Genomic DNA, 26798 nt, shown 5'->3' with positions numbered 1-26798 from the left:
CCATGCGACTCCCCCTGCTCATCCTGCTGCTGATCGCCATGGCCGCGACCGCCTATGTCCTCGTGCGCGGGGTCATCGCCATGGCTTCCGGCAAGGACGTCACCGGCGAGCGGCAGCAGCACTACATGCAGCGGCGCGTGCTTTATCAGGGAGTCGCGATCGTCATCGTGATCCTGATCCTGGTCGTTGCCGGTCAGTCGACCCACTAAGCGGCTGGCGGATTGGTCAAACTCAACAAGATTTACACCCGCACTGGGGACGGCGGCAGCGCCGGGCTGGTCGACGGCAGCCGTGTCAGCAAGGCGAGCCTGCGAATGGCGGCGATCGGCGAGGTCGACGAAGCCAACGCTGCCATCGGTGTAGCGATAGCTAGCCTCGATAGTGGCGAAGCGGCAGACACCCTGCTGCGCATCCAGAATGAAATGTTCGACCTCGGCGCGGACGTGGCGACGCCCGGCGAGATTGATGGGGCGCTTCGCATCGTCGCCAGCCAGGTCGACCGGCTCGAACGCGAGATCGATGCCATGAACAGGGACCTCGAGCCGCTCACTAGCTTCATCTTGCCTGGCGGCTCACCCGCCGTCGCGTCGCTCCACCTGGCGAGGACTCTTGTTCGGCGTGCCGAGCGCGCGGCAGTGGCGCTTAACGAGGCCGAACCGCTGAACCCACTGGCGCTTGCCTACCTGAACCGGCTGTCCGACCATTTGTTCGTCGCTGCGCGTGCAGTGGCCGCCAGTGGCGCCGGAGATGTGCTGTGGCAGCCCGGAGCGACACGCACCTAGCCGAAAGCCGGTACCCCGCAGCGGCACGAACCGCGCAAACAGCCGTTATAGCACCGTTCCCTGCTCGTAACGGAGGTCGCGCGTGCCGCTCACTGCCATAGCCATCAACTGCACGTTGAAGCGCAGCGGGTCCGAGCCGTCGTCCACGGACAAGATGATCGGGCTGATGACCGACGCTCTGCAGAAGCGCGGCGCGGAGATTCGAGAGACCATCCGGATCGCCGACCACAACGTCCTTCCCGGCGTGAACTCCGACGAAGGCGGGGGCGACGAATGGCCGGACATCCGGCGCCGCATACTCGAAAACGATATCCTGATCTTCGGTACGCCGATTTGGCTCGGCCAATTGTCTAGCGTCGCCAAACGCGTCCTCGAGCGCATGGACGCATTCCTCAGCGAAACCGATGACCAGGGTCGAATGCCGAGCTACGGGAAGCTCGCGCTGGCTGCGATCGTCGGCAATGAAGACGGCGCGCACAATGTCACGGCGTCCCTGTTCCAGGCTTTGAACGACGAGGGGTGGACCATCCCCGCCGGCGCGGCGTCCTACTGGGTTGGCGAAGCGATGCACAAAACCGACTTCAAAGATCTGCGTAAAGTTCCCGACGCGGTCCAGCAGGGCATCGACATGCTCGCTTCCAATGCCGTTCACCTCGCGAATCTGCTAAAGGCACAACCGTACCCGGGAGTAGCGCAGCCCAAGTGAACGCCTCTGCCCCGCTGGCCGTCCGGGCGAATAGCTCGGACCGACTCGCATCGCGGCTGTTCGCGACGCGCAGGCTTACACTCGACCTCGCCGGCCCGCTCAGCGATGCCGACGCTTCGCTCCAACCCTTCACGGAGGCGTCCCCGGCCAAGTGGCACCTCGCGCACACGACATGGTTCTTCGAAACCTTCGTGCTTCGCGATCACGTCTCCGACTACCGGCCGCAGGACGAACGCTTCCATTTCCTGTTCAACAGCTATTACGAAGGCGAAGGCGAACGGCTCGACCGCTCGCGGCGTGGGATGCTCAGCCGCCCCACGCTCGATGAAGTGCGCGACTATCGCGCCGCGGTCGATGAAGCGCTCGACCGGGCGCTGCCGTCTCTGAGCCCCGATGCACGCGCGCTGGTGGAGCTCGGGATCAACCACGAGCAGCAACATGAGGAATTGTTGCTGACGGACCTGCTCGCCGCCTTCGCCGAGAACCCGCTCGAACCGGCCTACGGTGAACTCGCGGCCGCGACCTGCTTCGCCGCCGAGCCCCTCGCTTTTCACAGCGGCCGCGAGGGAGTAGTGCAAATCGGGTCGGACGGCCCTGGCTTTGCGTTTGACTCGGAGCGTCCGCGCCATCGCGTCTTCCTCCAGCCGCACAGCCTCGCCGGCCGCCGCGTCACCAATGGAGAGTGGCGCGAGTTCATCAGCGCCGGCGGCTACGCAACACCGACTTTGTGGCTGGCCGAAGGCTGGGACTGGGTCCGCCGCACTGGCGTAAAGTCGCCGCTCTACTGGCGCGACGAAGAGACCGAGTTCACGCTTGCCGGCCGGCGCGAAATCGACTGGGCTGCGCCCGTTGCCCACGTCAGCTATTACGAGGCCGACGCCTTTGCCCGCTGGACCGGTGCGCGCCTGCCGACCGAAGCGGAGTGGGAAAGCTTCGCCGCCTCCGCCGACCCGCACCTCGGCAACCAGCTCGACGAGGCTGCGCCGGTGGTTCCGCGGCCAGGGGGCGGCATGTTCGGTGACGTCTGGGAGTGGACGCAGAGCGCCTTCGCCTCCTACCCCGGCTTCGTCACTGCCGAGGGCGCTGTCGGCGAGTACAACGGCAAGTTCATGTGCGGGCAGTTCGTGCTGAAGGGCGCCAGCTGCGCGACTCCGCGCGGCCACAGCCGCGCATCCTACCGCAACTTCTTCCCGCCGGACGCGCGCTGGCAATTCACCGGAGTCCGCCTTGCTCGCGACGCTTGATCCGCAAACCCGTGCCTTCCGCGACGATGTGCTCGCGGGGCTCACTTCACCCATCCCGGCGGTTCCGGCGCGCTGGCTGTACGACCAGCGTGGGTCCGAGCTGTTCGACGACATCACCCGCCTGCCGAGCTATTATCCGACCCGCACCGAAACCGTGCTTTTGCAGAGCATCATGCCCGAGGTCGCCGGACACGTCCCGGAGGGTGCGGCTGTCGTCGAGTTCGGTGCCGGCTCGGCTACCAAGACGCCTGTGCTCCTCGACGCGATCCGACCGGCAGCGTATGTTCCCGTCGACATTTCCGGCGACTACCTCGAGCTCAGCGCAGAGGAGATCCAGCAGAGCTTCCCGTCCATCGACGTCCTTCCGGTGGTTGCCGATTTCGCGCGCGACTTCGCCCTTCCCGATGCAGTCGCGCACCTTCCGAAGCTCGGCTTCTTTCCCGGCTCGACGATCGGCAACTTCGTCCCGTGGAGCGCCACCGAACTGCTCCGCCGGTTCCGCTCGCTACTGGGGACCGGCGCGCAGCTCCTGATCGGTATGGATCGGGTGAAGCCCGTCGAACGGCTGATCGCCGCCTACGACGACGCCTCGGGCGTTACCGCGCAATTCAACCTCAACCTGCTCGAGCGGATCAACCGAGAGCTCGACGGCGATATCCCTGTCGATGCGTTCCGCCACGAAGCGCGATGGAACGACATCATGTCGCGGATCGAGATGCACCTCGTCGCGCAGCGGGAAATCGACTTTTCCATCTCCGGCACCAGCTTCCATTTCGATCGGGGCTCGTCGATCCACACCGAGAACAGTCACAAGTACGGGCATCGCGGCGCCCGCTTGCTCCTCCTCGCGGGAGGCTGGACGCCTATCGCGGAATGGAGCGATGCCAACGGCGATTTCTCGGTCATCCTCGCGGACGCGCAGAAAGAGCGGTTCGCGCCCTGATTGCCCGCCAGCACCGGCACGGCTAAGCCGCCGCGATGCTCCACGCACTTTTCCAGATTGCCCATTACCTGCTCGACATCATCTGGTGGCTGATCATCATCCAGGTGGTGCTGAGCTGGCTGTTCGTGTTCAACGTGCTCAACCCCAGCTCGCAGGGCGTCCGCGCCTTCGCCTCGGCACTCGAGCGTATCAGCGCGCCGATCTACCGGCCGATCCGGGCCATGCTGCCAGACTTCGGAGGCATCGACTTCTCGCCATTGGTCCTGCTGATTTTGATCCAGATCGCCGACATGCTGCTGACCGGGGCAGAAGTAAGCCTCACCCAGAACGTGCAATGACGGCCAAATTGATCGACGGGCGCGCCGCTGCCGCCCGGCTGAGGAGCCGCGTCGCGGAGTTTGCGGCCGAATTCAAAGGCCAAACCGGCCGGGCACCGGGCCTGGCCGTCGTTCTGGTCGGCGAGCACCCGCCGAGCGCCGCTTACGTCCGCTCGAAGATCAAGGCCACGATCGACGCCGGGATGGAAAGCTTCGAGCACCGCATCCCTGCGGAGGTGTCGAGCGAAGATTTGCTGGCGCTCGTCGACCAGCTCAATGCCGATGAGAGCGTCGACGGCATCCTCGTACAGCTTCCATTGCCCCGTCACGTAGACGACCAGTCGATCCTGACTCGCGTCGATCCCGCCAAGGACGTGGACGGCTTTCACCCGATCAATGCCGGCCTGCTCGCGACCGGGCTCGACGGGCTGGTGCCGTGCACGCCGCTCGGCTGCCTGATGCTGCTTCAGGACGAGCTTGGCGATCTGTCCGGGCTGGACGCCGTGGTGGTGGGGCGCTCGAACATCGTCGGAAAGCCGATGGCGCAGCTGCTGCTGCGCGCCAGTTGCACGGTGACCATTGCCCACTCGCGAACGCGGGACCTTCCCAGCGTGGTGAAGCGCGCCGACATCGTCGTTGCGGCGGTCGGGCGGCCTGAGATGATACGCGGCGACTGGATCAAAGCCGGCGCGACCGTCATCGACGTCGGCCAGGAGCGTGTCGAGCAGCCGGACGGCAGCCGCAAGCTGCTCGGCGACGTGGCGTTTGACCAGGCTCTTGCGGTTGCCGGCGCCATTACCCCGGTTCCCGGCGGCGTCGGTCCGATGACCATCGCCTGCCTGCTTCGCAACACCGTCGTCGCCGCATTCCGCCGCCACGCCATTCCAGCTCCGGAGGGTCTATGATCGTCGCCGCCGCACTTCTCTTCGCTGTCGTACCCGCGCCGACGGCGATCGACGCCGAGCGCGCTTTCGCAGCCGATGCCCAGCGGATCGGACAGTGGAGCGCCTTCCGCAAATACGCGGACAAGGATGCCGTCATCCTCACCCCGCAGGCCTCCTGGGCGCGCGATTTCCTGAGGGGGCGCAAGGATCCGCGTCGCTCGATTAGCTGGCGTCCGGCGCACAGCTACGTCTCGTGCGACGGACGTACTGCGGTGAATACCGGCCCGTGGTTCGGGGTCGGGGGCCGGCATGGCGGGTCCTTCACGACTGTCTGGCAGCGAACGGACGCCGGCTGGCGCTGGGTCTACGACGGCGGCGGTCCCAGCACCGGCGCGGCAGCCCGGGGACAGCCGGTCGTCCATCGTGCCGCCTGCGCCGGCAAGCCATCGGGAGCTCCCATTGCCGCGCCGCCGGCGCTGAGCACGAAAAAGGCGCAGACGACGCGGATCGACAATGGCCGCGGACAGTCCGCAGACAAGACGCTCGGCTGGGACTGGCGCGTCGACTCCAAAGGCGGACGTCACTTCCGGCTGTTCCAGTGGAAGGGCCACGGCTACGTCCAGGTGCTGACCAGGGATCTGCCCGCCAAATGATCGAACTGTTCGGGTCGGCGCTGGTCACCTTCCTGGTGATCATCGACCCGCCCGGCTGTGCGCCGATTTTTGCGAGCCTGACGCGCGGCACGTCCGCCGCGCACCGCCGTTCAATGGCGCTTCGCTCGTCGGTCATCGCCTGGGCGATCCTGATGTTCTTCGCGCTTCTCGGCCGGCCGATGCTCGAGGCACTCGGCATCAGCCTGGCGAGCTTTCGCATCGCCGGCGGCATCATGCTGTTCGTGATCGCCCTCGACATGGTGTTCGAGCGCCGGACGCAGCGCCGCGAAAGCCGGGCGCACGCGATCGAGGGCACGCCCGAAGCGGAGGACATCAGCGTCTTCCCGATGGCCATTCCGATGATCACGGGTCCCGGGTCGATCGCCAGCGCCATGCTATGGATCAGCCGCGCCGAGACGATCACTCACGTCCTCGTCGTGCTTGCCGCAATTACCGTCGTCATGCTGATCACGCTCGTGACATTGCTCGCCTCCGGCCCCCTGATGCGGCTGATCGGCGAGAAGGTCGAAGCGATGATCACCCGCGTTCTTGGGGTGATCCTCGCAGCCCTGGCGGCGCAGTTCGTCGTCGACGGGCTCAAGCAGAGCTTCCCGCGCGTCCTCGGCTGAGGGCGCCTAACTCACCACTCTCCACATTCGGAACGGCGAGTCCTTCGGCAGCGGGACGGGCGTGAGCCAGCTCGGCACCTTGCCCTTGGCGAGCTGCGCGTAGAAGCCGTTCGGAGTCTCGCTCGAGAAGATCGTGGTGGTCGAGCTGTTCGGGCAGGTCAGCAGGTAGCTGGAGTGATATTTCGCGACGAGCGCGTGCGCCTGCGGCTCGGGTCCCCGGAATGCATTCATCACGTCGGCGATCTGCTGTCCGTTGCGGTGATATGGCCCGGCGATCGAGTCATGGTGCGTTACCGTGATCAGCCGCGGCCCGAAGTCCACGAAGGTGAAGACGACCCCCTTCGGCAGAATGGCCACCGGGTGATAGGCCCAAAGCGTGTTGCAGAGCCGGTTGGCTCGGTTGATGGCGATCTCCCTGGGCGTGAGCGCTTTGCCCGGAACATAGCTGATGGCCAACGGCACCGCTGCACCGGCGCCGATCACGACCACCATGACGACGCCGAGCACCCTGACCGGCGCCCAGCGCGAATTCCAGAGCGGCGGCACCAGCAGCCAGATAATCGCGGCGGCGCCGACAGAGCCCAGCATCTGCGCTGCCGGACCCGTTCGCATCTGCCAGAACAGCAACGCCGTCGCTGCGATGCACATGGCCGCCGCAGCGGCAGTCCGCCGCGTCAACTCCGCATCGCGACGGCGATGCAACATCAGCAGCAGCCATCCGATGCAACCCGTCAGCGGAAGCGCCAGGGTAATCGACGCAGTCTGCCAGCCGTGCTTGTACACCGGGCGGGCTTCCCGGACGTGACTGAGCCAGAGCCGCTCGACTTCCGGCGAAACGCCCTCGAGGCGCTGGATGCAATGCGGCCAGGTCAGCGCATGAAAGGCGGCAACGGCAATTCCGGCGCCCAGCGCGAAAATAAGGCGTCGTCCACGCTGTTCGGGGGACATCCAGGCGAGGCCGTACATCAGTGCTCCGCCGAGCAGGGCGTCGGAAAGCCACACCGGCGACAGCGCATCGCAAACGGCCGCGCGGTTTGCGTAGGAAGTGAAGACCAGGAAGGCGATCGCCGTCCCCGCGACCAGGGACAACGCGTAGGTGGAGAGCCTGACCTTCTCCTCGCGGTCCGCAACCCACAACAGCACCATCGTAGCGCCCGCGATGGCGAGATAGATGAGCATCTCGAGCCCGATCGTCAGGGACAGGGCAGTGGCAATGCCCAGCGTAGCTCCGCCGCGCACTCGATTTCGATCCGCAAGCGCGGCCACCGACAACGCGAGAAGCGCAAGCTGCCAGCCATGGTGGTCGATCCGCTCCGGCATGAACATGCCGTTGGTGGAGCCAGCGAAATAGATGGCGACGAATGCCAGCGGATAGGCCCGCGGGTCGATCAGGCGCCGTGCCGTAAGCGCAAGCGAGAACAGGAGGATCAGGTAGGGCAGCAGCGGCGCGAAGCCGACGGCAATCCGCTCGGCTCCGGGCCCGCCGAGGAACGGCCGGAGCAGCAGGATCAGCCCGGCAATCGGCAGGTCGACGAGGCGCGACCAGTGGATGTTGGCTCCGAACGGCGGATTAAGCCGATACTGCCGCAGGTCGAACCAGCCCTGCCCGTGAAGCAGGCCGCGCACCTGCATCATGCGCATATTGTCGTCGGTATCCGCCAGGTTGAACAGCCGGATGTCGGTCCAGCGGCTGTAGACGAACCAGGCGCAGAACAGCGCCCAGGCAATGAGCGTCACCCACTTCCAGTGCCGTTCGAGCCAATCCAGCGGCACCGCGGCGTTCACGTCCTGCTTGCGCTGAAGCATGCTAGCGCTGTAGCCGCTCGTTTCCACGTGGCAAACAGGCCGCATTCAGGTTCAACCCGCCCTCCACTTCGATGCTGTCCGCAATCTCCGCCGAACGCCGGGTCATGCTCGGTCAGATCGTCCGCTTCGGAATGGTCGGCGGCTTCGTGACAGCGCTGTACGCCGTGGTCTATTCGCCGCTCGCCAAGTTCCATCTCACTTCTCCTCAAGTCGCGAACTTCGCCGGCTATCTGGCGGCGATGATCACCGGCTACGTGCTCCACAGCCGCTGGAGCTTTCGCGGGCACGGGCGGCGGGACGATCCGGCCAAGACGACGGTCCGCTTCTTCATCGTCTCGCTCGTCAGCTACGGCCTCAACGCCGGCTTCGTGTTCATCCTCACCGACAGTGACATGCTTGGTGGCCCATGGTGGTGGCCGCTCGTGCCGATCCTGTTCGTCACACCGGCGATCACCTTCACGCTCAACCGCCAGTGGGTTTTCCGCTGATGGAGCGCGTCGTCTACGAACAGATGGCCGAGCTGGACCAGAGGCACTGGTGGTATCGGGCGCGGCGGCGGGTCATTGCCGAACTCATCCGGCGCAAGGCGCCTCCTCCGCCAGGCGCCCGGCTGCTGGAGATTGGCTGCGGAACCGGCCACAACCTGGCGATGCTTGGCGAGTTCGGCGAGGTCGACGGCCTGGAACTGGACGAGCAGGCACGGGGCATCGCCGAGAAGCGCCTTGGCCGCTCGGTCATGAGTTCGCCGCTTCCCGAGCTTTCAGGAGTTGGCGAGAGCCAGTACGATCTCGTCGGCGCGTTCGACGTCATCGAGCATATCGATGATGACCAGGCGGCGATTGCTTCGATAGCCGCTCGGCTGAAGCCAGGCGGCAAGTTCGTGATGACGGTTCCCGCCCACCAGTGGATGTGGTCCGCGCACGACGTCGTGAATCACCACAAGCGGCGCTACTCGAAGACGGCACTGAAGCGCCTGTTGCGGGCTTCGCCCCTTCGGCTTGAAGCGATAGGCTATTTTAACAGCCTGCTGTTCCCCGTCGCCGTGGCCGAGCGGATGGCGTCCAAGGCCCGGGGCAAGGACAGTGCTGATCTTTCCTTGCCCGCAGCCCCGCTCAACTCGGCCTTGGAGCGGACGTTCGCGGCCGAGCGTCACCTGATAGGGCGTGTGCCGCTGCCGCCGGGACTGTCGCTGTTCGCCGTCGCATCGGCGACATAGCCGAGACGGGCTGGGTGCCTCGCGGCGCCACCGGCAATCTCCTGCACGATGTAGAGCGGACGGCGCTTGGACTCGTTGTAGAGCCGGCCGATGTACTCACCCATCAGCGCGAGCACGAACATCTGCACCGCTCCGAGCACCACGACGACGAGCATGAGAGACGTCCAACCCGGGATGTTGCGGCCGGCGCTCCACGCATAGGCGATGTAGGCGATCAGGATCACTGAACCGATCGACAGCGCCAGCCCGATGTGGCTCGCGAGCTTCAGCGGCGCCGATGAAAAGCCGGTGAGCGCGTCGATGGCGAACCGCAGCATCTTTTTGAACGGATATTTGGTCTCGCCGGCGAACCGCTGGTCGCGGTCATAGGGGAACGGCACCTGCCGGAAGCCGATCCAGGCGACCATCCCGCGGATGAAACGTGCTTGCTCCGGCAGCGCCAGCAGCGCGTCGAGAGCACGCCGGCTCATCAGCCTGAAGTCGCCGGCATCGAGCGGGATGTCGACCTCCGTCGCCCGCGACAGCAAGCGATAGAAGCCATGCGCCGTAGCCCGCTTGAAAGCAGTCTCGCCGGCCCGGCTCCTACGCACCCCGTAGACCACGTCCGCCTGCTCGCGGTTCATGATTTCCCGCATTGCGGCGAGCAGCTCCGGCGGATCCTGCAAGTCCGCGTCGATGATCAGGATGGTGTCGCCGCTGCAGAGGTCGAGTCCCGCGGTCAGCGCAAGCTGGTGGCCGTGATTGCGGGAGAGATTGATCGCGAGGACGTGCGGATCGTCCACAGCGAGCCGCTGCAACATCGGCCATGACCGATCACGCGAACCGTCGTTGATGAAGACGATCTCGAAGTCCTCGGCGACGCTTGCACGGGCAGCCGCGCTGACCCGCTTGTGCAGCAGATCCAGGCACGGCTCCTCGTTGTAGCAAGGGATGACGATCGAGAGCTTCATGGGTGAAGCCGATAGAGGACGGAGGCTGGTCCGCGCCAGACGGGCTGCATGTCCGCGGTGGCCGCTGGGTCATAGGGCGCGGGATCGAGCAGCCAGACATAATCGAAGTCGTTTCGAGGCACCGACCTCAAAGAGGTGTTCAGCTGCAGGTGGAGGCCGTCGCGGCAGTTGTTCGGGCGCACGATCTCGGAAGGATCCGAGGCGTAGTAGCCCGCACGCGTGTACTTGAGGTCGAGCAGGTTCAACCCCTCGAGCACCCACTGGTCGTTGGCGAACCCCTCCCGCCGCACGGTAACCATGGAGCCGAGATGGCTATCCCGGGGCAGCGCCCAGGTGTTGGTGCAAGGCAACGTGTAGAGGCTCACCACCCGCGCGCCGTCCGGTACGTGCTCAAGCGCCGTCAGCTTGGCCGTCTGGTCGTTGGCAGAGAGGGCGAGGCTCAGCGTGTTGCCGCCAATCCGTACGAGGAAGAACAGCAGGCCAAGCGCAGCAAGCACCCGCGCGACGGGGAGATGGGTCGGCCCCTTGAACCTCACGGCGAGAACGACGGTCGCAATGACGTACGGCAGCAGCCGCATGTCCGCGTAGGTTGATCCGAAGACGGTTCGCGGAAGGATGAAGAAGCACACCAGCAGCACGAACCCCGTGAACAGCAGGTTCCGCGAGAAGGTCAGGCGCCGGCTGAACAGCGCGTAGGCAAGCATTAGCCCGATTACGCACAAAGACCCTAGGTCGAAGAGCTTCCAGCGATCGCGGAGGCAGTACTGCAGCCACTTCCACTTCAGACTCCAGTTCCACCAGCCCGCGGTCATTCCGCCGTGGGCTTCGCTGCGCCAGACAATGGTGATGATGATCGGCAGCGCCATCACGGAGGCGTGAAGCGCGGCGTTGAGCCCGGAGCGGAACCAGCCGCGTCCGCTGTCGTGCTGACGGATCGCCTCGGCCGAAAAGCACAGCAGTCCCAGCATGCCCCAGCCGAAAGTGTGCGCGAAGAAGACGATCAAAGAGATTGGGACGAACAGGATCGACCGCAGACGCAGCTTCCCCAAGCGGCCAAGGCGCAGCCACAGGCCGAACGCCAGGAACGCGAGCGCGACCGACAGCACGAAATTCACGAAGCCGAACATGAAGGGATGGCTATAAACGAGCGGCAACGCGAACAGAGCGGTCGGCGGAATGCGGCCATGCACTTCGCGCGCGACCCACAGGAACCCGGCAACGGTCATCGGCGGGATCGCCATCACGATCAGCTTCACCGCGGGTTCGAGGCCGATCAGCCGGCCGAGCGGCATCACAAGCAGGTCAACTCCGAGGTTGCCGATGGCTGCCCAGTGAAAACCGTAATATTGATCCAGCCACGGCGAACGGCCGATGTCGAGCTGAACGCGGTAGCGACCCATGTGCCCGAACAGGTCCACCAGCGGCGGGATCGGCGGGTAGAGAAGCGGGATCATCGCAGCGAGCACCAGGAACGCCACGCACCAGCGCGACTCCCACCACGGCCGCGGCCCTGCTCCGGGCTCTGCGGTCCAAACGGGCTGGGCCCGATGTTTCGAAAAGGCTGAAGCCATCCCCCGGCGCGTCCTAATGCGATGGGGTCATTTGTCCATGCGCCAGAGCGGCCGGATCAGACCGGCTTTAGAACGGCGGAGCGGATTTTGGCCGCTATTTAGCCTAGGTTAGGCGAGCGCCGGCTCAGCGTAGGTCGAAGCGAATGGCCGTTCGAGCCGCTCAGCCACGCGCCCGCTGACCCGCCACAAACCGAAGGTCAGCGCATCGGCGACAAGGCCGTCCACTGCATAGTGCCAGCCGAGGTGGATGGAGCCGATCCAGATGACGGCAGCATAGACGCCGAACAACCAGCCCGCGGTGCGGTTCAGCCGGGAGGCGCCAAGCGCGAACAGGAGCGCCAGCGCATTGTGAACCGAAGGCATCGCGGAGATGCCCGCGCCGATGATCAGCGAGTGCGAATCGCGGTCAGCGAACAAGATGTCCTGGATCTTCAGCGAGTGCACTGTGGAGCCCGTGACGCTCTGAACATGCGCGAGGGAGGCGAGCAACGCATCATAGTTCGGCGATGGTCCGACCAGGCGCGAGTAGAAGCAGGGTCCGGCGGACGGCAGGAGAAAGGCGAGGAAGCTGCCGATTCCAATCCACACGCCCATGTAGGTGAGCAGATACTGCGTCCGCGCCCGGAAGGTGACTGAAGGCAGCCACGCGCAGAGGATGATGCCGAGCGACATCGGCAGGAACCAACCGTGGTAGAGCCGGTCGATAAATATCGTTGCTTCGGGTGATCCGAGCACCGCGTGCGTGACCCGCCAGGGATCATGACCGAGGAACAAGGCCCGGTCCGCGCGGGAGAGAAGTGGGTCGAAGCGGTACCCGGCAAGCGGCAAGACCATCTGCTTGAAGGCGTTGAACGACGCCATCAGCCCGGCGAACAGCAGTGGCGGCCAGACCAGGCCAACCCAGCGGTCGCGCTGCCAGCGCTCGCGCGCGACGCCCTTCACGAACTCGCCGAGGAACGGATTGCTGCCGCTGGCGCGGGCCGCCCTGCCGACGTGAACGAAACCGAGGAAGGTGCCAACGAGCACCCAGAGCAGCACTCCTCCGGCGACCGACGCCACCAACAGCTTGCCGAACTCGAAGATATTCACTCGACCGGTCGAAAGGACGACAGCCGCGTAAGCGAACAGGATTCCGCCGGTCAGTGCAGTCGCCCTGAGTTCGCGCGCTTCAACCATTCCGTTCCTCGCCACCCAAGCGTCTCTGGGTCGGGAGGTAGGAGAAAATGGTTAACGGGAGCCTTCGCGGATCGGTGAATACGCGGCTTGCCCACTGCCGGCCCGCTTCCGCAGGCCACTCTGAGCTCGCTCTCTAGTTACTCGTGGTTTCGAGCGACTTGCCGCGAGCGCTCGTGCGCTTTTTCGACGCTGGCGCTGCCTCAGCCCCCAGGCGACGGTAGCGCTCGTCCGCTTCCGCCATATAGGCCCGGGTGATCGGCAGTGCCCGGCGGTCGCGGATATACTGGACCTGGTAATTGCAGGCCGAGCCGCTCTCGAACATGACGATCCCGCCGGCGAGATAATAATCCCACATTCGGTAGAAGCGCTCGTCGTACATCTTCACGACCGCGTCGTGCTCGGCCGCAAAACGCTTGAGCCACTCGCGAAGGGTGTATGCGTAGTGCAGCCGTAGCGTCTCGACGTCGCTCGCGATCAATCGTGCGCCCTCGCTCGCCGCCGTCATCTCCGACAGCGCGGGCAGGTGGTAGCCCGGGAAAATGTACTTGTCCGTGAAGGGATCGGGCGCTTTCGACTTGCTGCCGAGCTTGCCGATCGTGTGCAGCAGCATGACGCCGTCGGGCTTCAGCAGGTCGCGGCACTTGGCGAAGAATTCATCGTAATGGTCGCCGCCAACATGCTCGAACATGCCGACGGAGACGATACGGTCGAACCTGTCGGTGAGCTTTCGGTAGTCGATCAGTTCGAACTTGACGTGGTCCGATACGCCGGCCGCCTCGGCGCGCTGACGAGCGATTTTCAGCTGATGCTCGGACAGGGTGACACCGAGCACGTCCACGTTCGCCACTTTGTGCAGGAACAGCGCCATGCCGCCCCACCCACAGCCGATGTCCAGCACCTTTTGTCCCCGCTCGAGCGCGAGCTTGGCGGCGATGTGCGCTTTCTTGTCGAGCTGCGCCTGCTCGAGGCTGTTGCCGGGATCGGTGAAGTAGGCGCAGCTGTACTGCTTGTCCGCGTCGAGGAAGAGTTCATAGAGCTCGTCCTTGAGGTCATAATGGTGGGCGACATTCCGGCGGGCGCGCTTCAGGTTGTTCGTGGAGAACAGCCGTTTCAGCGTGCGCTTGCCCCGTGACATGGCCGCCCGGCCCCGGCCGCCGTCTTCCCAGCGGTTTGAACCGACGACCATTTCCATGAGCTCGAGAATCGTGCCGTCCTCGATCACCAGGCGCCCGTCCATGTACGCCTCGCCGAAGCCCAGCCGCGGATTGCGAGCGATGTCGAAGCCGACCTTGTTGTCTGTGAAGCGGATGGTGAGGTGCTTGCCACCGCCGCCGCCGAGAGTCTCGGGCGGCTTGCCTGGGGCGAGGAGGGTGATGCTGCCGCCTTTCGGCAGCAACGTGTTCACCAGCCTTCCGATCAGCGACATTTAATGGACCTTTCCAGACCTTTGGTAGCGAATTGCCACGGAGTTGCGCGCTCGGCAATCAGGCAGGTTTAGCGATAGCTTTCGGCGCCGAACGCCCAGCGCAGCGTGCCTGCCAGACCCATGGTTGCGCCGCGGACCGCCGGCGCCGTGATCGCCGGCGCCCGTAAGCCGTGCAGCTTGCGCGCGAACGGCGGCAGCAGGTCGACCGCCGCCCGCATCAGCAGACGCTGCACCGGCACTTCTGCAAGCGAAGGGGCCGGAGCGTTGAGGACGAGGTCGCGGAAACTGCGGGTCCGCTCATCGGACCGGAGCTCCGGTCGAAACTCGTCGATCAGGCGCTCGGCGGCGCGACGCGTTCCCGGGACCGGATCCGCCCCCAGCATCAGCGCAATCTCCCCGGCCTGCGCGAAATAAGTGTCCTGATCAGCCACGCTCATCCGCGGCTCGCCGTAGCGGCGCCAGGCATCCAGGAACAGGACCGCCCCTGCGACATGCACCCAGGCGAGCAGGTGCGGATCGTCGGCCCGGTATTCGGTGCCGTCGGGCAGCTCGCCGCCAACGAAGCCGTGGATCTGCCGGACCTTGGCAATCGCCTGCTCCGCCGACTCGCGCTCACCGTAAGTGGTCACCGCGATGAACCGGGCGGTCCGCCGCAAGCGGCCAAGCATGTCGGAATGGACATCGCTATGGTCCCAAACGCCGCCGAGCGCGTGCGGGTGAAGCATTTGGGTCAGCAGAGCCGCGACTCCGCCTGCCATCATCGACGTGACGTCCGCGTGAACTCGCCAGATCACCGAGTCCGGGCGGAACAGCGCGTGCTCGGACCTCGGGATTGGCCGCTCACCCTTCGCGCTGTCGTTGAAGGTGGAACGCACCTGCTTGACCAGCGCCCGGCGGATTGGTGCAAGCATCACCGCCGCATGCCACGGGTTCGGATCGCCCGCAATTACATGAGCTTGATCAGCCATAGGCCCGCTCAAAGAAGACCAGAGTAGTGGCCGCCGTGACCGTCAGGGTCCAGACCCGGACCGGCCCGGCAGGCAGGCGCTTGCCGACCTTTGCTCCGATCCAGCCGCCGATAATCGATCCTGCAAGCATCGGAATGCATGCCGCCCAGCGGACCAGTCCGACGGCGATGAACACGATCGCTGCGGCAAGATTGGCGACCGCAAGCATAAAGGTGCGAACGGAGAAGAGGGATCGTGGATGTGCTCCGGCAAGCAGGCCGTAAGTGGCCGTGGCCATCAGTCCGACGCCGCCGCCGAAATAGCCACCGTAGATGGCGAGCAGCGACTGGGCGATGACCAGTGTACGCCGGCCGATCGTCACCCGGTCGTGCAGCCAGGCGGAAGCGGCCTTGCCGAACAGCATGGCGATGAAGCCGAGCAGCAGAAGCCACGGGATGATGAAGTCGAATGCGCGGCTGGGTGTCAGGACGAGAAGGACGCTGCCGACCAGCCCGCCGATGAAGGTGATCCCCGCAAGCAGCCGCACCGACAGCTGGCCGATCGGACCAAGTTCGTCACGATAAGCGGCAGCGCTGGTCGCGGCGCCCGGAAGCAGCGCGACGTTGGACGTTGCATTTGCAACATTGGCCGGCAGCCCGAGCGAGATCAGCGCCGGGAGCGTGGCGAAAGTGCCGCCGCCCGCGAGCGCGTTCATAGCACCGCCGACGCAGCCTGCGCCGGCAGCCAGGCCTATGCTTGCAAGATCAGGCAGCGCTCGCGGCTTGCGCGCGGCGTTTGCGCTCGGCTGCGGTCTTCAGCTGGCCGCAAGCCGCGTCGATGTCCCGGCCGCGCGGCGTTCTCACTGGAGCGGAAATCCCGGCTTCGAAGACGATGTTGCTGAATGAGCGAATGCGCTCTTCGCTCGAGCATTCGTACACGGCGCCGGGCCAGGGATTGAACGGGATGAGATTCACCTTCGCCGGCAGCCGGTACTCCCGGATCAGCCGCACCAGCTCGCGGGCATGCTCGTCGCTGTCGTTCTTGTCCTTGAGCATCACGTATTCGAACGTGATCCGCCGCGCGTTGTTGGCGCCCGGATAGGCTGCGCAAGCCGCAAGCAGCTGGTCAATGCCGTACTTGCGATTCAGCGGGACGATCTCGTCGCGGATCTCTTTGGTCACGGCGTGGAGCGAGACGGCGAGGTTGACTCCGATCTCGGCACCCGCGCGCTCCATCATCGGCACCACGCCACTGGTCGACAGCGTGATCCGGCGCCGAGAGAGTCCCAGCCCGTCGCCGTCCATGACGATCTTCAGCGCATCGCGGACATTGTCGAAATTATAGAGCGGCTCACCCATCCCCATCATCACGATGTTGGTGAGCATCCGTCCCTCAGGCTGGCTCGGCCATTCCCCGAGCGCATCGCGCGCGAGCATCACTTGGCCGACGATCTCCGCCGGCTCGAGGTTGCGGACCAGTGCCATGGTTCCCGTGTGGCAAAAGCGGCAGTTGAGGGTGCATCCGACCTGGCTGGAGACGCAGAGCGTGCCCCGGTCCGCGTCCGGGATGAACACCATCTCGAAATCGTGACCGTCGTGGGTCTTCAGCAGCCACTTGCGCGTGCCGTCCGTCGAGACCTGCGCCTCGACCACTTCCGGCCGTGAAATGACGAAGCGCTCCGCGAACCAGCCGCGCTGCGGCTTCGCGATGTCGCTCATCGCCAGGAAGTCGCTGACGCCGCGATTGTAGATCCAGTGCCAGATCTGCTTGGCGCGAAGCTTGGTCTGGCGCGGTTCCAGACCCGCCGTCTCCAGCTCGCCCTGGATCTGCGCCTTCGACAGCCCGACGAGTTCGACGCGGCCATCTGCGCGCGCGACAACGGCCCGCGGCACAGGCACGGGATCGACGGCGCCGGGGATCGGCATCAGGACGGTATCGGCACTCATGGCGAGCCGCCTATCTAGGTAGGACTAGCGGATTTTGCCAGCACCCCGGAGTGCGCACCTGGCCGCCGCCGCGTCGATGGCCGTCGGCGCGCCGTCGAGCAGGTAAGGGTCCACGAAGCGACGGCCGCCTGCGTCGCGGCTCTCGACGCTCATCCCCCTTGCGCTGCGAGCGGCGGCGATGATCGCCTGCTCCTGCAGCGGACCCCGGCTCCACGCCCAGTCGCCCCGCGACACCAGCAGGAACGGCTGGGACCCGATGTTTAGGATCACGCTCGCCCCCGACCGCGGCAAGCGCCGGAGGTGAGCGTGAAACTCGCCCCAGCGGCGGTGGTCCGGCGTGAAGGTGAAGCCTGCCGTCGCCTGCACCTTGCCCCTGGCGGCGATCCGCAGCGAGCGGGTCAGCGCCACGCAAGCATCACCCCGGTCGAGGGCCGCCCACGAGCCGCCTGCAAACACCACCGAGGGCGCGGCGGAGGCTGCGCTTGCCTGCATCATCAGCAACAGCAGGGCAAGGGCGCGGCGCACATCCATGTCCCGACGGTAGCGGGCCGCGCTGCCAGACGCCACGCCATGGCTGCCCCGGTCCAATTTGGCCGTTAACCCTCCAATCTTGCGATAAGAGGAGGGTTCTGCCAGCTTCCGCCTCGCTCGGTCCTGTTGATTCGTTGAGGGGCCTGTCCATGAACCGAGATTTCCGCGCGCGCTATTTTCGCGCATCCTAGCCCCGCATTCAGTGGCAACCGCCGACCTCCTCGGCCGAATCGCGGCCGAGCTGGCGCTGTTCGCAGGCGCCGGTTTCCTGCTGTTCGGGCTCAACGATCTTGCTGTCGACCTGATCTACTTCGGGCGGCGCCTGTGGCGCTCTGTGACAGTCTACAGCCGCTTCCCGCGCGCTTTCGCGAGCGACCTGCAGGCCGCTGCAGAGCCCGGCTTCATGGCCATCTTCGTTCCAGCATGGGACGAGAGTGCGGTGATAGCATCCATGCTGCGGGCAACGCTCGCCCGCGCCGAATACCCGAACTACGCGATCTTCGTCGGCCATTATCGGAATGATCCGGCGACCGCTGCGGCGATCGCGAGCGTTGCCGACCGGCGCGTCATTCCAGTCGAAGTTCGTGCCGCAGGGCCGACAACGAAGGGCGACTGCCTCAACCATCTGTATGACGCTCTCCTGGCCCATGAACTTGCCGGTGCCGGCAGCGCCAAGGCGATCATCCTCCACGATGCCGAAGATCTCGTTGATCCGTTCGAGCTCAAGCTGTTCGACCGGCTGATCGATCGCGCCGCCGTCGTGCAGGTTCCGGTTCTGCCGCTGCCTGACCCGCATTCGCGGTGGATCGCCGGTCACTATTGCGACGAGTTCGCCGAAGCGCACGTCAAGGAGCTAGTCGTCCGCGAAGCAGTGGGTGCGGCAATCCCGCTCGCCGGCGTCGGGTGCGCGATCGAACGAAAGGCGCTCGCCCGCCTCGCCGCGCTGCAGGACGGCAAGCCGTTCGCTGGCACCAGCATGACCGAGGATTACGAGATCGGCCTCCGCATCGGAGCACTCGGGCTCAAGACGATGTTCGTCCGCATTCCCGCGCGTGCCGGGAGTCGGGGCGTCGTTGCCAGCCGCGGGCACTTTCCGGCGACACTCGGCGGCGCCGTTCGGCAGAAGGCACGCTGGCTTGGCGGCATTGCCCTCGCCGGTTGGGACCGCCTGGGCTGGAGCGGCGGGCTCGGCGAGCGCTGGATGCGGCTGCGAGACCGCCGTGGACCCATCGCTGCACTACTGCTTCTGGCTGGCTACGGCGCGGCCCTGCTGTGGTCGCAGCTATGGCTCGCCGAAGCGCTCGGCGCGCCTGTGCAGGCGCGAATGGACCACGCACTCACGACCCTTCTCACGATCAACGCGGTCTTGCTCGCCTGGCGCGTGCTGATGCGGGCCGCTTTCACGGCCTCCGCCTACGGCTTCTCGGAAGGGCTCCTGTCCATTCCTCGCCACTTCGTCGGGAACGTCATCGCCGTGCTGGCTGCAATGCGTGCCCTCGCCCTCCACGTCGGGGGCGGACCCAAACGGTGGGACAAGACCGGTCACATGTTCCCGGCGGACCTGCCGCGGTGAGGCCGTCGTTACGGTTCCTTGTTCTGGTCGTCCTGGCCTGGGTGGGGCTTCGCGCCGCAACGCTTGGCGTCCTCCCCGGCGCTTCGATCCTTCACGTGCAACCCGGCAACGCTCAGCCGGCGCCGATCACGCCGACAGAATTCCCGTCGATCGAGCCCCTTGCGGTCACATCCTTGAGCGAGGCTCCGCCTCTGCAAGCTGCGAGCATGCAGATGCCCCGGTATGGCTGGCCGGCAGGTTTCCGGCCCATACTGGTGCCGGTGGGAAGGACCGTGACGATACCACTGCCGCCGGCGCGTCCGGCCGACCGCTACACCGAGTTGCTACCTTCGCCGCGTCCGCATTTCTTCCCATCGGTGCCGCAGCTGGACGAGTGGCCGCTGTCGCGCCTCGCGTCCGCCTCACACCAGCCGGCTCGATCGGAGATCCTGACTCCGCTGCAAACCGCGATTCCGGCAGTAGCGCAGGCCCGCCTCGACCGCATCCAACTCAGCATGTGGGCGCTTCTTCGCAGTACGCAGACGCTCACGGCCGCCCCGGCGCCGTCACTTGCGCCGAACGGTATGCTCGGCGGCAGCCAGGCAGGCGCACGCCTGATCTACAACTTCAAAGCGCAGATTGCCGCGGTGCTTCGAACCACCACCGAGGTGGGCCGCCGCGGCGGCGAAGTTGCGCTGGGCTTCCGAGTCCATCCGCTGCAATCGGTCCCGGTCTGGATCACTGCCGAACGGCGCCAGAGGCTCGGCATGACAGGCGGCGGCCGCAATGCCTTCGCGCTGTTCGCTGAAGGTGGCGTTTACGACCGGCCGGTGTTCGGCGACTTCCTGCTGAACGCCTACGCGCAGGGCGGCCTCGTCGGCTTCAAGCGCCGCGACCTTTTTGCGGACGGCGCCCTCACGGTCACTCGTCCCGTGTACAAGCAATTCTCGGCAGGGCTTGGCGTCTGGGGCGGAGTACAGCCGGGGCTGTATCGCGTGGACGTCGGACCGCGGGTCACCATGCGTGTTCGCAACAACGTGCGTGTCTACTTTGACTGGCGCCAGCGGGTTGCCGGGAACGCTCGCCCGGGCTCCGGCCCAGCTGTGACGTTGGCCGGGGACTTCTAAGTCAGATCCACTTCCGGTGTTTGAAGTAGAGATACGGAAGCACGGCGCTCGCGACCATGAGACCTAACGACAGCGGGTAGCCGTAAGATGAGTGAATCCATGCCATGTGCTCGAAGTTCATGCCGAAGATACCGGCGATCAGCGTCGGCGGCAGGAACACGACCGCCGCCCAGGAAAATAGCTTCATCGCCGCGTTCTGCTCGATGCTGATCAGGCCAAGCGAGGCGTCGAGCAGGAACTGCAAATTGTCCGCGAGGAACGTCGAGTGTTCCGCCAGAGCGGTGACGTCGGTGACCAGGCTGGCAAGATGGTGGCGGGAATCGACGTTGGCCGGCTCGTGCATGCGGTTGCTGGCGCCAAGGAAGTTCAGCATGCGGCTGGTGCTGACGGCGGTGTAGCGGATCTTCGCCAGCAGCGTCTGGGTGCGGCCGATGCTGGTCAACAGGTGGGTCAGCTTTTCGGCGGGGATGCGGCGCTCGTCGGGAGCAGCGACGAAGACTGCCGAGGAGAGTTGCTCCATCGTGGCCGCAACGCCCTCGATCTCGTCGGCCATGCGGTCGATGATCGCGTCCAGCAGCCTAACGAGCGCGGTTGGCGCGTCACGCACCAGGTCGGGGTCGCGGCGGGCGTGGTTCTCGAAAGCGCGGACCGGCTTGGGCGTCGCGTAGCGGACGGTGACCAGGCGATCCTTGCCTAGGACAAACCCGATTGGCGTCGTGGCGGGCTGGTGCTCGTCGAGACCGCGCAATGCGCTCACAGTCATGTAGAGCGCGCCGTTCTCCTCATACAGGCGGCTGGAGGGCTCGATCTCCGACATCTCGTCCTGCGTGGGCACGTCGACGCCGATGCAGCGCTCGACCAAGCGCTCCTCCTCCTGCGTCGGCTCCTCGAGGTCGATCCAGGTCGCCCCTTCGGGGATGCGGTCGAGCTTGGCCTCGACGATGCTCCCGTCGCAGCCGGGTCCGTAGGCGCGCAGCATGGCAGGGGTGTCGGGCCAAGCGTAACGCTTTGCAAGCGTATGAATGTTAATTGGCTGTCATGTTCGCACTGACCCGAAGCCAGCGCACCGTTATCGCCGCAGTCCTGCTGATGGCGATCACGGCAACCTTGCTGCTCGCGATGGGTCGAAACCCGATCTGCACCTGCGGAACCGTGGACCTGTGGGTCGCCGGACGCGACAGTTCCAAGACCAGCCAGATGCTCGCCGACTGGTACAGCGCGAGCCACATGGTCCACGGGCTCATCTTCTACGCTCTGCTGTGGCTGGTCGCGCGCAAGGCCCCCGTCGAGTGGCGCTTCCTCGCAGCGCTAGCGGTCGAGGCAAGCTGGGAGATCGTCGAGAACACGCCAGTGGTTATCGACCGCTATCGCGAGGCGACCGCGGCGCTGGGTTATTCGGGCGACAGCGTGCTCAACTCCATGTCGGACATCACCATGATGGGGATCGGGCTCTGGGTCGCTCGCAAGCTCCCGGTATGGGCTTCGATCGTGCTCCTGGTCGTGCTCGAGCTCATCCCGCTGTTCGTCATTCGCGACAACCTGACGCTGAATGTCTGGATGCTCTTGGCACCTAATTCGGCGATCGCCCACTGGCAGGCGGGGGGCTAGCATCGGCACCGATGCGGCGGCTAAGCATTGAGCCGCCATGAGAAAGCTCGCTGCCGCACTCGCATTCGCTCTCTTCGCTGCTGCCGCACCGGCCCACGCCGGCGAGCTGTTCGGCGGAGTTTACGTGCATGACGTCAAGCTGCCGACGGACAAAAGCGGCCTCGAGAGCGGGCTCGACCTGCAGGTCGGCTATCGCGGCGGCGGTATGATGCACACGCCGCTGCAGCCCTATGCGTTCGCTGCGGTGAACACGGCTGGCGACACGAATTACGCAGCCGTCGGGCTCTCGGCGAAGTTCGGCAACCGCATGTACATCCGGCCTGGCCTGGGCTTGGCGGTGCACACGGGCTCGGCCGGCAAGTTCTACCGTTTCGACAAGATCGCGTTTGGAAGCCGCGTGCTGTTCGAGCCGGAACTCGGCGTCGGAGCGCGGCTTAATAGCCGCATGTCGGTTGAGGCGAGCTGGGTCCACATGAGCCACGCGACCCTGTTCAGCAACGAGAACCCGGGCATCGACAACCTCGGCGTGCGGCTGAACCTGGCGCTGTAGACGAGCCGCCCGCGCTTAGCGGCCGACCATCCCTTCCGGCTTCACGACGCGATCGAACGTCGCTTCGTCGACCAGACCAAGCTCCAGCCCGGCTTCCTTGAGCGTCTGCCCGGTCTGGTGCGCATGCTTCGCGATCTTCGCGGCATTGTCGTAGCCGATCTCCGGGGCCAGGGCCGTCACGAGCATGAGGGAGCGGTTCATCAGGTCCGCGATGCGCTTCTCGTCGGGCTCGGCACCATCGAGCATCCGATCGGTAAAGCTTTCCATCCCGATCGACAGCAGGTTGATGGAGCGGATGACGTTGGCGCCGATCAGCGGCTTGAACACGTTCAGCTCCATGTGGCCCTGAAGTCCGCCGACCGTCACCGCGACGTGGTTGCCCATCACCTGGGCGGCGACCATCGTCAGCATCTCGGCCTGGGTCGGGTTCACCTTGCCGGGCATGATCGAGCTGCCGGGTTCGTTCTCCGGGAGCTTAAGCTCGCCGAGACCGCAGCGCGGGCCGGAGCCGAGCAGGCGAATGTCGTTGGCGATCTTGCTTACCGCCACCGCGATGACGTTGAGCACGCCGGAGAGCTCAACGAGGTCGTCGTGGGCGGCGAGGCCCGCGAACTTATTGGGCATCGACGTGAACGGCAGCCGCGTGAGCTTGGCGACTTCCTTAGCGAATTCCTCGGCGAAGTCCTTGGGTGCATTGAGGCCGGTACCGACGGCAGTGCCGCCCTGCGCCAGGCGCAGGATGCGCGGCAGCACGCCTTCCACGCGAGCGATGCAGTCTTCGACCTGCGCAGAGTAGCCCGAAAACTCCTGTCCAAGCGTCAGTGGCGTCGCGTCCTGCAGGTGCGTGCGGCCAATCTTGACGATCGAGTCCCAGCGATTTGCCTGGTCGCTGAGCCGCGCAAGCATTTTGCGGAGCGACGGCAACAGCCGACCCTCGACCGACATCGCAGCGGCGATGTGCATCGCCGTCGGGAAGCTGTCGTTCGACGATTGACCCTTGTTGACGTGGTCATTCGGATGGACCGGGTTTTTGCCGCCCCGCTTGCCGGTGAGGATCTCGTTGGCCCGGCCCGCGATCACTTCATTGGCATTCATGTTCGACTGGGTGCCGGAGCCGGTCTGCCAGATGACCAGCGGAAACTGACCGTCCAGGTCGCCGCGCGCGACTTCGGCGGCGGCCTGCTGGATCACTTCGGCAGTCTTGGGATCAAGACCGCCAATGCGCGCATTCACCCGTGCGGCGGCCTGTTTGATGAAGCCGAGCGCACGGACGATCTCAAGCGGCATCTGTTCCCGCGGGCCGAAAGGGAAGTTGCCGATGGACCGCTCCGTTTGCGCCCCCCAATAAGCGTCGGCCGGGACCGCGATCGGTCCGAAGCTGTCGGTCTCGGTACGCGTGGCAGTGCTCGGCATAGGTCTCCTGTTCAGTAGCCCAGGACGCGTTCGCGCGTCGACGGATGCTGGCGCGTCCGATGCTACGAAACGGTCAGCGAGACAAGTTGCCGCACCTGGTCCGGTCATGACCGCCGGAATGCCGCGCCCGCCCGCTCAGCTTGCCGTGAACGCCTCGCGCGGCTAACTCCTTCGCTCGTCAAAGAAAGTTGCTCGAATGAAGCGCATCCTGGCAGCACTCTCGATCGTGGCCGTCGCCCCGCTCCTTGGCGGTTGCGTCGCCGGCATGGCGGCTTCCGCGCTCAGCATGGCCGCGCGAAGTGCCCAAGGCACGCCCGTCAGCAACGAAGCGCTACAGCCGCAGGCCCGCGAAGCCTGCACCGCGCAGGCCGCGCCTTATGGCACGGTGCAGATCATCGACGTACAGCAGCAAAAGACGGACCGGATTGTCGTCTGGGGGACCACCGACGACGGCAAGCAGCGTCAGTCGTTCGAATGCCGCTTCGGGACGAAGATTACCGGCTTCACGATCCGGCCGATCACACAGCTGCGCTGACGGCTTCAGACCGGTCCAAATCGGACCATTAACCATGACGATTAGCTGACGTTTCACACGCCGCGCTGTAGGTTGCGCGCATGGACAAGCTCGACCGATCCTCGGACGAAAGTGCGCTGCCGCAGGACGGCGACCCTGCCGCGCGGCCGCGGCGGATCCGGATCAGCATGCCCGTGACGCTCGAGCTCAGCGCGGATCGGACCGCCAAGGCGATCATCGACGACCTTTCCAAGGACGGTTTCCGGCTGCGCTCGCGAGCGGCTCTCCAGCCTGGGCAGAAGCTGAAGATGCACACCCCTCGCGAGACGCTCGCCTGTGAGTTGCGCTGGGTAAACGGGTTCACGGCGGGAGGAGTGTTCGCCGAGAACTCGGACCCGCCCAGGTGGTGACCGGCGGAAGCACTGCAGACCGCGTTCGCTCGGAGCGCTCAGGCGGCGCAGCGAGCGACCGCCAACCGAGGCGCGCGGTTCAGCTGAGCGGGTTCGGGGCCCTGGACGACGGGACGACGTTCGGCGTGACGGTGCTCGACCTGTCGTACGATGGCTGCAAGGTGCAGACGTCCCTCGCTCTAATGCCCGGCATCAAACTGAAGGTTTCGATGCTCGGTCTCGGCAGCGCGCTGGACGCCACCGTTCGATGGTACAGGGATGGCCGCGCCGGTCTCGAGTTCAAGGCCGAAGAGGCCGCTCAGACCGCGCATGCGCCACGTCAGGAGGAACGCGTCGAACTGGCCGGCCATCTCTCGCTGCGCCGCCTTGGCCGGCAGCACTACCAAGCCAGGCTGTTCGACCTCACCTCAACGGGGTGCAAGGTTGAATTCGTCGAGCGCCCGAAGGAGGGCGAAGTGCTGTGGGCCAAGTTCGACGGTCTGGAGCCGATGGAAGCGACGGTGCGCTGGGTGGATGGCTATTACGGCGGGCTCGAGTTCGTGCGGCCGATCTATGCAGCTGTCTTCGATCTGCTGCTTCGAAAACTGCAGGGCTGATCGCCCGGCCCAAGCCGGCATGACGCCGCGGCCCCTAATCTGTATCGCGGTGGTGCACGTCAGCAGGCGTGCGAAGCGCTTGAGGGGAGGTACCGATGAGTGACTGGCTGCTTTCGCTCGCGGATGTGGAGAGCAGGCTCCCGGACCCCAGCAGCACGATGCGGTTCACCGATGCGCTTCGGCACGGGACGATGCGGGTTGGTCTGTATGCCCCGCGTGGGACCGACACGCAGGAGCCGCATCGCCAGGACGAGATCTATGTGGTCGTGTCCGGCTACGGAAGGTTCATCAACGACGGTGTTTCGAAACAGTTCGGACCGCACGACGTCATCTTCGTCAAGGCTGGCGCTGAGCACCGCTTCGTCGACTTCACGCCTGACTTTTCGGCCTGGGTAATTTTCTGGGGTCCGGAAGGCGGCGAACGCTAGCGCCGCCCCGCGCTCACCAGAGAGGCGCAACCGGCCGGTGACGTTCCCGCGGCTGTTCGACGCTGATGATCTTGGATTTGAACTTACGCCGCATCTGCTCGGCGCCGCTGACGCTGTTGCAGACCAGGCGCACGCCGCCGGAAGGCAGCGTCTCGATGGCCGAAATGCCGACCTTCGCTGCCGAGCAGCCGGCCATGACTTCGCTCTCGCTCATTGCGAGTTGCATTGCGCGGCTCATTCGGCCGACCAGGGATGGGGTTCGCCGGACTTGCGCGCGGCATCCTGGGCGCGGAATGTTTCCGTGCGGCGGACGCGATCTGCCATGCTGTCCCAGGCCTGAGCCGCGCTCAGACAACGCTCGCGAACATTGACCAGCGGACTGGCATCCGCTTCGCGGCGGCAGTCGGCGGCACGTTCATTGTAGAATTGGAGTGTCGACATCGGAGCGTTCCTTTCAATCGAGTGGCCCGCCCCGCGGGATCGCGGGGCGGGGAATCGCTCGATCAGGCGCTCTGCAGGTTGACCGCGCTGGCGCGGCCGCGCTTGTCGTTCTCGAGCTCGTAGGTGACGCGCTGGTCACGCTCGAGCGTGCCCATGCCGGCTGCTTCGACGGCGCTGATGTGAACGAATGCATCGCTGCTTCCGTCCTCAGGCTGAATGAAGCCGTAGCCCTTTTCGTTGTTGAAGAACTTTACGGTTCCAGTGACCATGTTGTGATTCCTTCTGATGGCGGACCGCCAATCGGCCCTCCGGTGGCTAGGAGAGGCGAGAAGGAAAAGGAGCCGCAAAGCGCCGAAGACCGTCTGAATGCGACTATTAGCAAGCCTTAGATAGGCGCTGCGGCGGCATTTAACAATGATCGCGCAAAGAACG

General features: G+C 65.4%; 33 protein-coding genes. 19 read left to right on the top strand and 14 right to left on the bottom strand.

What is annotated here, in order from left to right:
* The first annotated feature begins 2 nt into the window (after positions 1 to 2).
* The 9 genes from ACUXST_RS06305 to ACUXST_RS06265 all read left to right on the top strand — a co-directional run bounded on the left by ACUXST_RS06305 (position 3) and on the right by ACUXST_RS06265 (position 6158).
* Complete coding sequence (locus ACUXST_RS06305; RefSeq protein WP_458389120.1) at positions 3 to 209, top strand: HIG1 domain-containing protein; 207 nt, start codon at positions 3 to 5, stop codon at positions 207 to 209.
* Positions 210 to 221: 12 nt separating this feature from the next.
* Positions 222 to 782 (top strand): cob(I)yrinic acid a,c-diamide adenosyltransferase, encoded by a 561-nt coding sequence (locus ACUXST_RS06300; RefSeq protein ID WP_458389119.1) that lies wholly within the window; start codon positions 222 to 224, stop codon positions 780 to 782.
* Between the two features lie 82 nt (positions 783 to 864).
* Positions 865 to 1488 (top strand): flavodoxin family protein, encoded by a 624-nt coding sequence (locus ACUXST_RS06295; RefSeq protein ID WP_458389118.1) that lies wholly within the window; start codon positions 865 to 867, stop codon positions 1486 to 1488.
* Complete coding sequence (gene egtB / locus ACUXST_RS06290; RefSeq protein ID WP_458389117.1) at positions 1485 to 2732, top strand: ergothioneine biosynthesis protein EgtB; 1248 nt, start codon at positions 1485 to 1487, stop codon at positions 2730 to 2732. The genes ACUXST_RS06295 and egtB overlap by 4 nt, the downstream gene beginning before the upstream one ends.
* Positions 2716 to 3675, top strand: coding sequence for an L-histidine N(alpha)-methyltransferase (gene egtD, locus ACUXST_RS06285; RefSeq protein WP_458389116.1), 960 nt, complete (start codon positions 2716 to 2718; stop codon positions 3673 to 3675). The genes egtB and egtD overlap by 17 nt, the downstream gene beginning before the upstream one ends.
* 35 nt (positions 3676 to 3710) lie before the next feature.
* Positions 3711 to 4013, top strand: a complete 303-nt coding sequence (locus ACUXST_RS06280; RefSeq protein WP_458389115.1) for a YggT family protein — start codon at positions 3711 to 3713, stop codon at positions 4011 to 4013.
* Positions 4010 to 4897, top strand: coding sequence for a bifunctional methylenetetrahydrofolate dehydrogenase/methenyltetrahydrofolate cyclohydrolase FolD (gene folD / locus ACUXST_RS06275; RefSeq protein ID WP_458389114.1), 888 nt, complete (start codon positions 4010 to 4012; stop codon positions 4895 to 4897). Before ACUXST_RS06280 ends, folD begins: the two co-directional genes overlap by 4 nt.
* Positions 4894 to 5529, top strand: coding sequence for a hypothetical protein (locus tag ACUXST_RS06270; RefSeq protein WP_458389113.1), 636 nt, complete (start codon positions 4894 to 4896; stop codon positions 5527 to 5529). The genes folD and ACUXST_RS06270 overlap by 4 nt, the downstream gene beginning before the upstream one ends.
* Positions 5526 to 6158 carry a MarC family protein gene (locus ACUXST_RS06265; RefSeq protein ID WP_458389112.1) on the top strand — a complete coding sequence of 211 codons (633 nt, stop codon included), beginning with the start codon at positions 5526 to 5528 and terminating at the stop codon, positions 6156 to 6158. The genes ACUXST_RS06270 and ACUXST_RS06265 overlap by 4 nt, the downstream gene beginning before the upstream one ends.
* A gap of 6 nt (positions 6159 to 6164) precedes the next feature.
* Here ACUXST_RS06265 and ACUXST_RS06260 read toward each other — a convergent pair whose 3' ends face one another.
* Positions 6165 to 7964 carry an AcrB/AcrD/AcrF family protein gene (locus ACUXST_RS06260; protein WP_458389111.1) on the bottom strand — a complete coding sequence of 600 codons (1800 nt, stop codon included), beginning with the start codon at positions 7962 to 7964 and terminating at the stop codon, positions 6165 to 6167.
* Positions 7965 to 8035: 71 nt separating this feature from the next.
* On the opposite strand from ACUXST_RS06260, the gene ACUXST_RS06255 reads away from it, so the two are divergent.
* Both ACUXST_RS06255 and ACUXST_RS06250 read left to right on the top strand, forming a co-directional pair.
* Positions 8036 to 8452, top strand: coding sequence for a GtrA family protein (locus ACUXST_RS06255; protein WP_458389110.1), 417 nt, complete (start codon positions 8036 to 8038; stop codon positions 8450 to 8452).
* Positions 8437 to 9180, top strand: coding sequence for a class I SAM-dependent methyltransferase (locus ACUXST_RS06250; protein ID WP_458389109.1), 744 nt, complete (start codon positions 8437 to 8439; stop codon positions 9178 to 9180). Before ACUXST_RS06255 ends, ACUXST_RS06250 begins: the two co-directional genes overlap by 16 nt.
* On the opposite strand, the gene ACUXST_RS06245 is transcribed toward ACUXST_RS06250, so the two are convergent.
* The 8 genes from ACUXST_RS06245 to ACUXST_RS06210 all read right to left on the bottom strand — a co-directional run bounded on the left by ACUXST_RS06245 (position 9114) and on the right by ACUXST_RS06210 (position 17727).
* On the bottom strand, positions 9114 to 10130 hold the full coding sequence (locus ACUXST_RS06245) for a glycosyltransferase family 2 protein (RefSeq protein WP_458389108.1): 1017 nt from the start codon (positions 10128 to 10130) through the stop codon (positions 9114 to 9116). The two genes, ACUXST_RS06250 and ACUXST_RS06245, sit on opposite strands and share 67 nt — an antisense overlap.
* On the bottom strand, positions 10127 to 11608 hold the full coding sequence (locus ACUXST_RS06240) for a hypothetical protein (protein WP_458389107.1): 1482 nt from the start codon (positions 11606 to 11608) through the stop codon (positions 10127 to 10129). The genes ACUXST_RS06245 and ACUXST_RS06240 overlap by 4 nt, the downstream gene beginning before the upstream one ends.
* A gap of 201 nt (positions 11609 to 11809) precedes the next feature.
* A complete protein-coding gene (locus tag ACUXST_RS06235; protein ID WP_458389106.1) occupies positions 11810 to 12877 on the bottom strand; it encodes a phosphatase PAP2 family protein in 1068 nt (355 codons plus the stop codon).
* Positions 12878 to 13010: 133 nt separating this feature from the next.
* On the bottom strand, positions 13011 to 14303 hold the full coding sequence (locus ACUXST_RS06230; protein WP_458389105.1) for a class I SAM-dependent methyltransferase: 1293 nt from the start codon (positions 14301 to 14303) through the stop codon (positions 13011 to 13013).
* A 68-nt stretch (positions 14304 to 14371) separates the two neighbouring features.
* The gene (locus tag ACUXST_RS06225) at positions 14372 to 15214 is read right to left on the bottom strand and encodes an oxygenase MpaB family protein (protein ID WP_458389550.1); all 843 of its coding nucleotides are present in this window, start codon (positions 15212 to 15214) and stop codon (positions 14372 to 14374) included.
* A 49-nt stretch (positions 15215 to 15263) separates the two neighbouring features.
* Positions 15264 to 15998, bottom strand: coding sequence for a sulfite exporter TauE/SafE family protein (locus ACUXST_RS06220; protein WP_458389549.1), 735 nt, complete (start codon positions 15996 to 15998; stop codon positions 15264 to 15266).
* Between the two features lie 16 nt (positions 15999 to 16014).
* Complete coding sequence (gene rlmN, locus ACUXST_RS06215; RefSeq protein ID WP_458389104.1) at positions 16015 to 17196, bottom strand: 23S rRNA (adenine(2503)-C(2))-methyltransferase RlmN; 1182 nt, start codon at positions 17194 to 17196, stop codon at positions 16015 to 16017.
* A 24-nt stretch (positions 17197 to 17220) separates the two neighbouring features.
* The gene (locus ACUXST_RS06210; RefSeq protein ID WP_458389103.1) at positions 17221 to 17727 is read right to left on the bottom strand and encodes a hypothetical protein; all 507 of its coding nucleotides are present in this window, start codon (positions 17725 to 17727) and stop codon (positions 17221 to 17223) included.
* 202 nt (positions 17728 to 17929) lie between these two features.
* Between ACUXST_RS06210 and ACUXST_RS06205 the strand changes: the two genes are divergently transcribed.
* Both ACUXST_RS06205 and ACUXST_RS06200 read left to right on the top strand, forming a co-directional pair.
* Positions 17930 to 19300, top strand: a complete 1371-nt coding sequence (locus tag ACUXST_RS06205) for a glycosyl transferase family protein (RefSeq protein ID WP_458389102.1) — start codon at positions 17930 to 17932, stop codon at positions 19298 to 19300.
* 272 nt (positions 19301 to 19572) lie between these two features.
* Positions 19573 to 20406 (top strand): hypothetical protein, encoded by an 834-nt coding sequence (locus tag ACUXST_RS06200; RefSeq protein ID WP_458389101.1) that lies wholly within the window; start codon positions 19573 to 19575, stop codon positions 20404 to 20406.
* A gap of 1 nt (position 20407) precedes the next feature.
* On the opposite strand, the gene ACUXST_RS06195 is transcribed toward ACUXST_RS06200, so the two are convergent.
* Complete coding sequence (locus ACUXST_RS06195; protein WP_458389100.1) at positions 20408 to 21385, bottom strand: magnesium transporter CorA family protein; 978 nt, start codon at positions 21383 to 21385, stop codon at positions 20408 to 20410.
* 59 nt (positions 21386 to 21444) lie between these two features.
* Here ACUXST_RS06195 and ACUXST_RS06190 point away from each other — a divergent pair, with 59 nt between their 5' ends.
* Together ACUXST_RS06190 and ACUXST_RS06185 are read left to right on the top strand one after the other, a co-directional pair.
* Positions 21445 to 22014: a DUF2585 family protein gene (locus ACUXST_RS06190; RefSeq protein ID WP_458389099.1), complete on the top strand. Its 570-nt coding sequence runs from the start codon at positions 21445 to 21447 to the stop codon at positions 22012 to 22014.
* A gap of 37 nt (positions 22015 to 22051) precedes the next feature.
* On the top strand, positions 22052 to 22564 hold the full coding sequence (locus ACUXST_RS06185) for an acyloxyacyl hydrolase (protein WP_458389098.1): 513 nt from the start codon (positions 22052 to 22054) through the stop codon (positions 22562 to 22564).
* Positions 22565 to 22579: 15 nt separating this feature from the next.
* Here ACUXST_RS06185 and fumC read toward each other — a convergent pair whose 3' ends face one another.
* Positions 22580 to 23977, bottom strand: coding sequence for a class II fumarate hydratase (fumC, locus tag ACUXST_RS06180; protein WP_458389097.1), 1398 nt, complete (start codon positions 23975 to 23977; stop codon positions 22580 to 22582).
* A 196-nt stretch (positions 23978 to 24173) separates the two neighbouring features.
* Here fumC and ACUXST_RS06175 point away from each other — a divergent pair, with 196 nt between their 5' ends.
* The 4 genes from ACUXST_RS06175 (at position 24174) to ACUXST_RS06160 (ending at position 25925) form a co-directional block, all read left to right on the top strand.
* Positions 24174 to 24512, top strand: coding sequence for a hypothetical protein (locus ACUXST_RS06175; protein WP_458389096.1), 339 nt, complete (start codon positions 24174 to 24176; stop codon positions 24510 to 24512).
* 80 nt (positions 24513 to 24592) lie between these two features.
* A complete protein-coding gene (locus ACUXST_RS06170) occupies positions 24593 to 24901 on the top strand; it encodes a PilZ domain-containing protein (RefSeq protein WP_458389095.1) in 309 nt (102 codons plus the stop codon).
* Positions 24898 to 25497, top strand: a complete 600-nt coding sequence (locus ACUXST_RS06165) for a PilZ domain-containing protein (RefSeq protein WP_458389094.1) — start codon at positions 24898 to 24900, stop codon at positions 25495 to 25497. Before ACUXST_RS06170 ends, ACUXST_RS06165 begins: the two co-directional genes overlap by 4 nt.
* A gap of 95 nt (positions 25498 to 25592) precedes the next feature.
* Entirely contained in the window at positions 25593 to 25925 is a 333-nt protein-coding gene (locus tag ACUXST_RS06160; RefSeq protein WP_458389093.1) for a cupin domain-containing protein, read from the top strand.
* 13 nt (positions 25926 to 25938) lie between these two features.
* Here ACUXST_RS06160 and ACUXST_RS06155 read toward each other — a convergent pair whose 3' ends face one another.
* The 3 genes from ACUXST_RS06155 to ACUXST_RS06145 all read right to left on the bottom strand — a co-directional run bounded on the left by ACUXST_RS06155 (position 25939) and on the right by ACUXST_RS06145 (position 26635).
* On the bottom strand, positions 25939 to 26151 hold the full coding sequence (locus ACUXST_RS06155; protein WP_458389092.1) for a hypothetical protein: 213 nt from the start codon (positions 26149 to 26151) through the stop codon (positions 25939 to 25941).
* 8 nt (positions 26152 to 26159) lie between these two features.
* The gene (locus ACUXST_RS06150) at positions 26160 to 26366 is read right to left on the bottom strand and encodes a hypothetical protein (RefSeq protein WP_458389091.1); all 207 of its coding nucleotides are present in this window, start codon (positions 26364 to 26366) and stop codon (positions 26160 to 26162) included.
* A 62-nt stretch (positions 26367 to 26428) separates the two neighbouring features.
* Positions 26429 to 26635, bottom strand: coding sequence for a cold-shock protein (locus tag ACUXST_RS06145; RefSeq protein ID WP_458389090.1), 207 nt, complete (start codon positions 26633 to 26635; stop codon positions 26429 to 26431).
* Between the last annotated feature and the right edge of the window lie 163 nt (positions 26636 to 26798).

The sequence above is a fragment of the Sphingomonas sp. F9_3S_D5_B_2 genome, from assembly GCF_054263715.1.
This window is presented reverse-complemented; position numbering and strand designations above follow the sequence as displayed.

Bases quoted from the DNA above. Each gene is read 5' to 3' on its own strand.
- ACUXST_RS06305 (WP_458389120.1), top strand. From the start codon at position 3: ATGCGACTCCCCCTGCTCATCCTGCTGCTGATCGCCATGGCCGCGACC.
- ACUXST_RS06280 (WP_458389115.1), top strand. From the start codon at position 3,711: ATGCTCCACGCACTTTTCCAGATTGCCCATTACCTGCTCGACATCATC.
- folD (WP_458389114.1), top strand. From the start codon at position 4,010: ATGACGGCCAAATTGATCGACGGGCGCGCCGCTGCCGCCCGGCTGAGG.
- ACUXST_RS06270 (WP_458389113.1), top strand. From the start codon at position 4,894: ATGATCGTCGCCGCCGCACTTCTCTTCGCTGTCGTACCCGCGCCGACG.
- ACUXST_RS06265 (WP_458389112.1), top strand. From the start codon at position 5,526: ATGATCGAACTGTTCGGGTCGGCGCTGGTCACCTTCCTGGTGATCATC.
- ACUXST_RS06260 (WP_458389111.1), bottom strand. From the start codon at position 7,964: ATGCTTCAGCGCAAGCAGGACGTGAACGCCGCGGTGCCGCTGGATTGG.
- ACUXST_RS06255 (WP_458389110.1), top strand. From the start codon at position 8,036: ATGCTGTCCGCAATCTCCGCCGAACGCCGGGTCATGCTCGGTCAGATC.
- ACUXST_RS06245 (WP_458389108.1), bottom strand. From the start codon at position 10,130: ATGAAGCTCTCGATCGTCATCCCTTGCTACAACGAGGAGCCGTGCCTG.
- ACUXST_RS06235 (WP_458389106.1), bottom strand. From the start codon at position 12,877: ATGGTTGAAGCGCGCGAACTCAGGGCGACTGCACTGACCGGCGGAATC.
- ACUXST_RS06230 (WP_458389105.1), bottom strand. From the start codon at position 14,303: ATGTCGCTGATCGGAAGGCTGGTGAACACGTTGCTGCCGAAAGGCGGC.
- ACUXST_RS06225 (WP_458389550.1), bottom strand. From the start codon at position 15,214: ATGCTTGCACCAATCCGCCGGGCGCTGGTCAAGCAGGTGCGTTCCACC.
- rlmN (WP_458389104.1), bottom strand. From the start codon at position 17,196: ATGAGTGCCGATACCGTCCTGATGCCGATCCCCGGCGCCGTCGATCCC.
- ACUXST_RS06210 (WP_458389103.1), bottom strand. From the start codon at position 17,727: ATGGATGTGCGCCGCGCCCTTGCCCTGCTGTTGCTGATGATGCAGGCA.
- ACUXST_RS06195 (WP_458389100.1), bottom strand. From the start codon at position 21,385: ATGCTGCGCGCCTACGGACCCGGCTGCGACGGGAGCATCGTCGAGGCC.
- ACUXST_RS06190 (WP_458389099.1), top strand. From the start codon at position 21,445: ATGTTCGCACTGACCCGAAGCCAGCGCACCGTTATCGCCGCAGTCCTG.
- ACUXST_RS06185 (WP_458389098.1), top strand. From the start codon at position 22,052: ATGAGAAAGCTCGCTGCCGCACTCGCATTCGCTCTCTTCGCTGCTGCC.
- fumC (WP_458389097.1), bottom strand. From the start codon at position 23,977: ATGCCGAGCACTGCCACGCGTACCGAGACCGACAGCTTCGGACCGATC.
- ACUXST_RS06175 (WP_458389096.1), top strand. From the start codon at position 24,174: ATGAAGCGCATCCTGGCAGCACTCTCGATCGTGGCCGTCGCCCCGCTC.
- ACUXST_RS06170 (WP_458389095.1), top strand. From the start codon at position 24,593: ATGGACAAGCTCGACCGATCCTCGGACGAAAGTGCGCTGCCGCAGGAC.
- ACUXST_RS06160 (WP_458389093.1), top strand. From the start codon at position 25,593: ATGAGTGACTGGCTGCTTTCGCTCGCGGATGTGGAGAGCAGGCTCCCG.
- ACUXST_RS06155 (WP_458389092.1), bottom strand. From the start codon at position 26,151: ATGCAACTCGCAATGAGCGAGAGCGAAGTCATGGCCGGCTGCTCGGCA.
- ACUXST_RS06150 (WP_458389091.1), bottom strand. From the start codon at position 26,366: ATGTCGACACTCCAATTCTACAATGAACGTGCCGCCGACTGCCGCCGC.
- ACUXST_RS06145 (WP_458389090.1), bottom strand. From the start codon at position 26,635: ATGGTCACTGGAACCGTAAAGTTCTTCAACAACGAAAAGGGCTACGGC.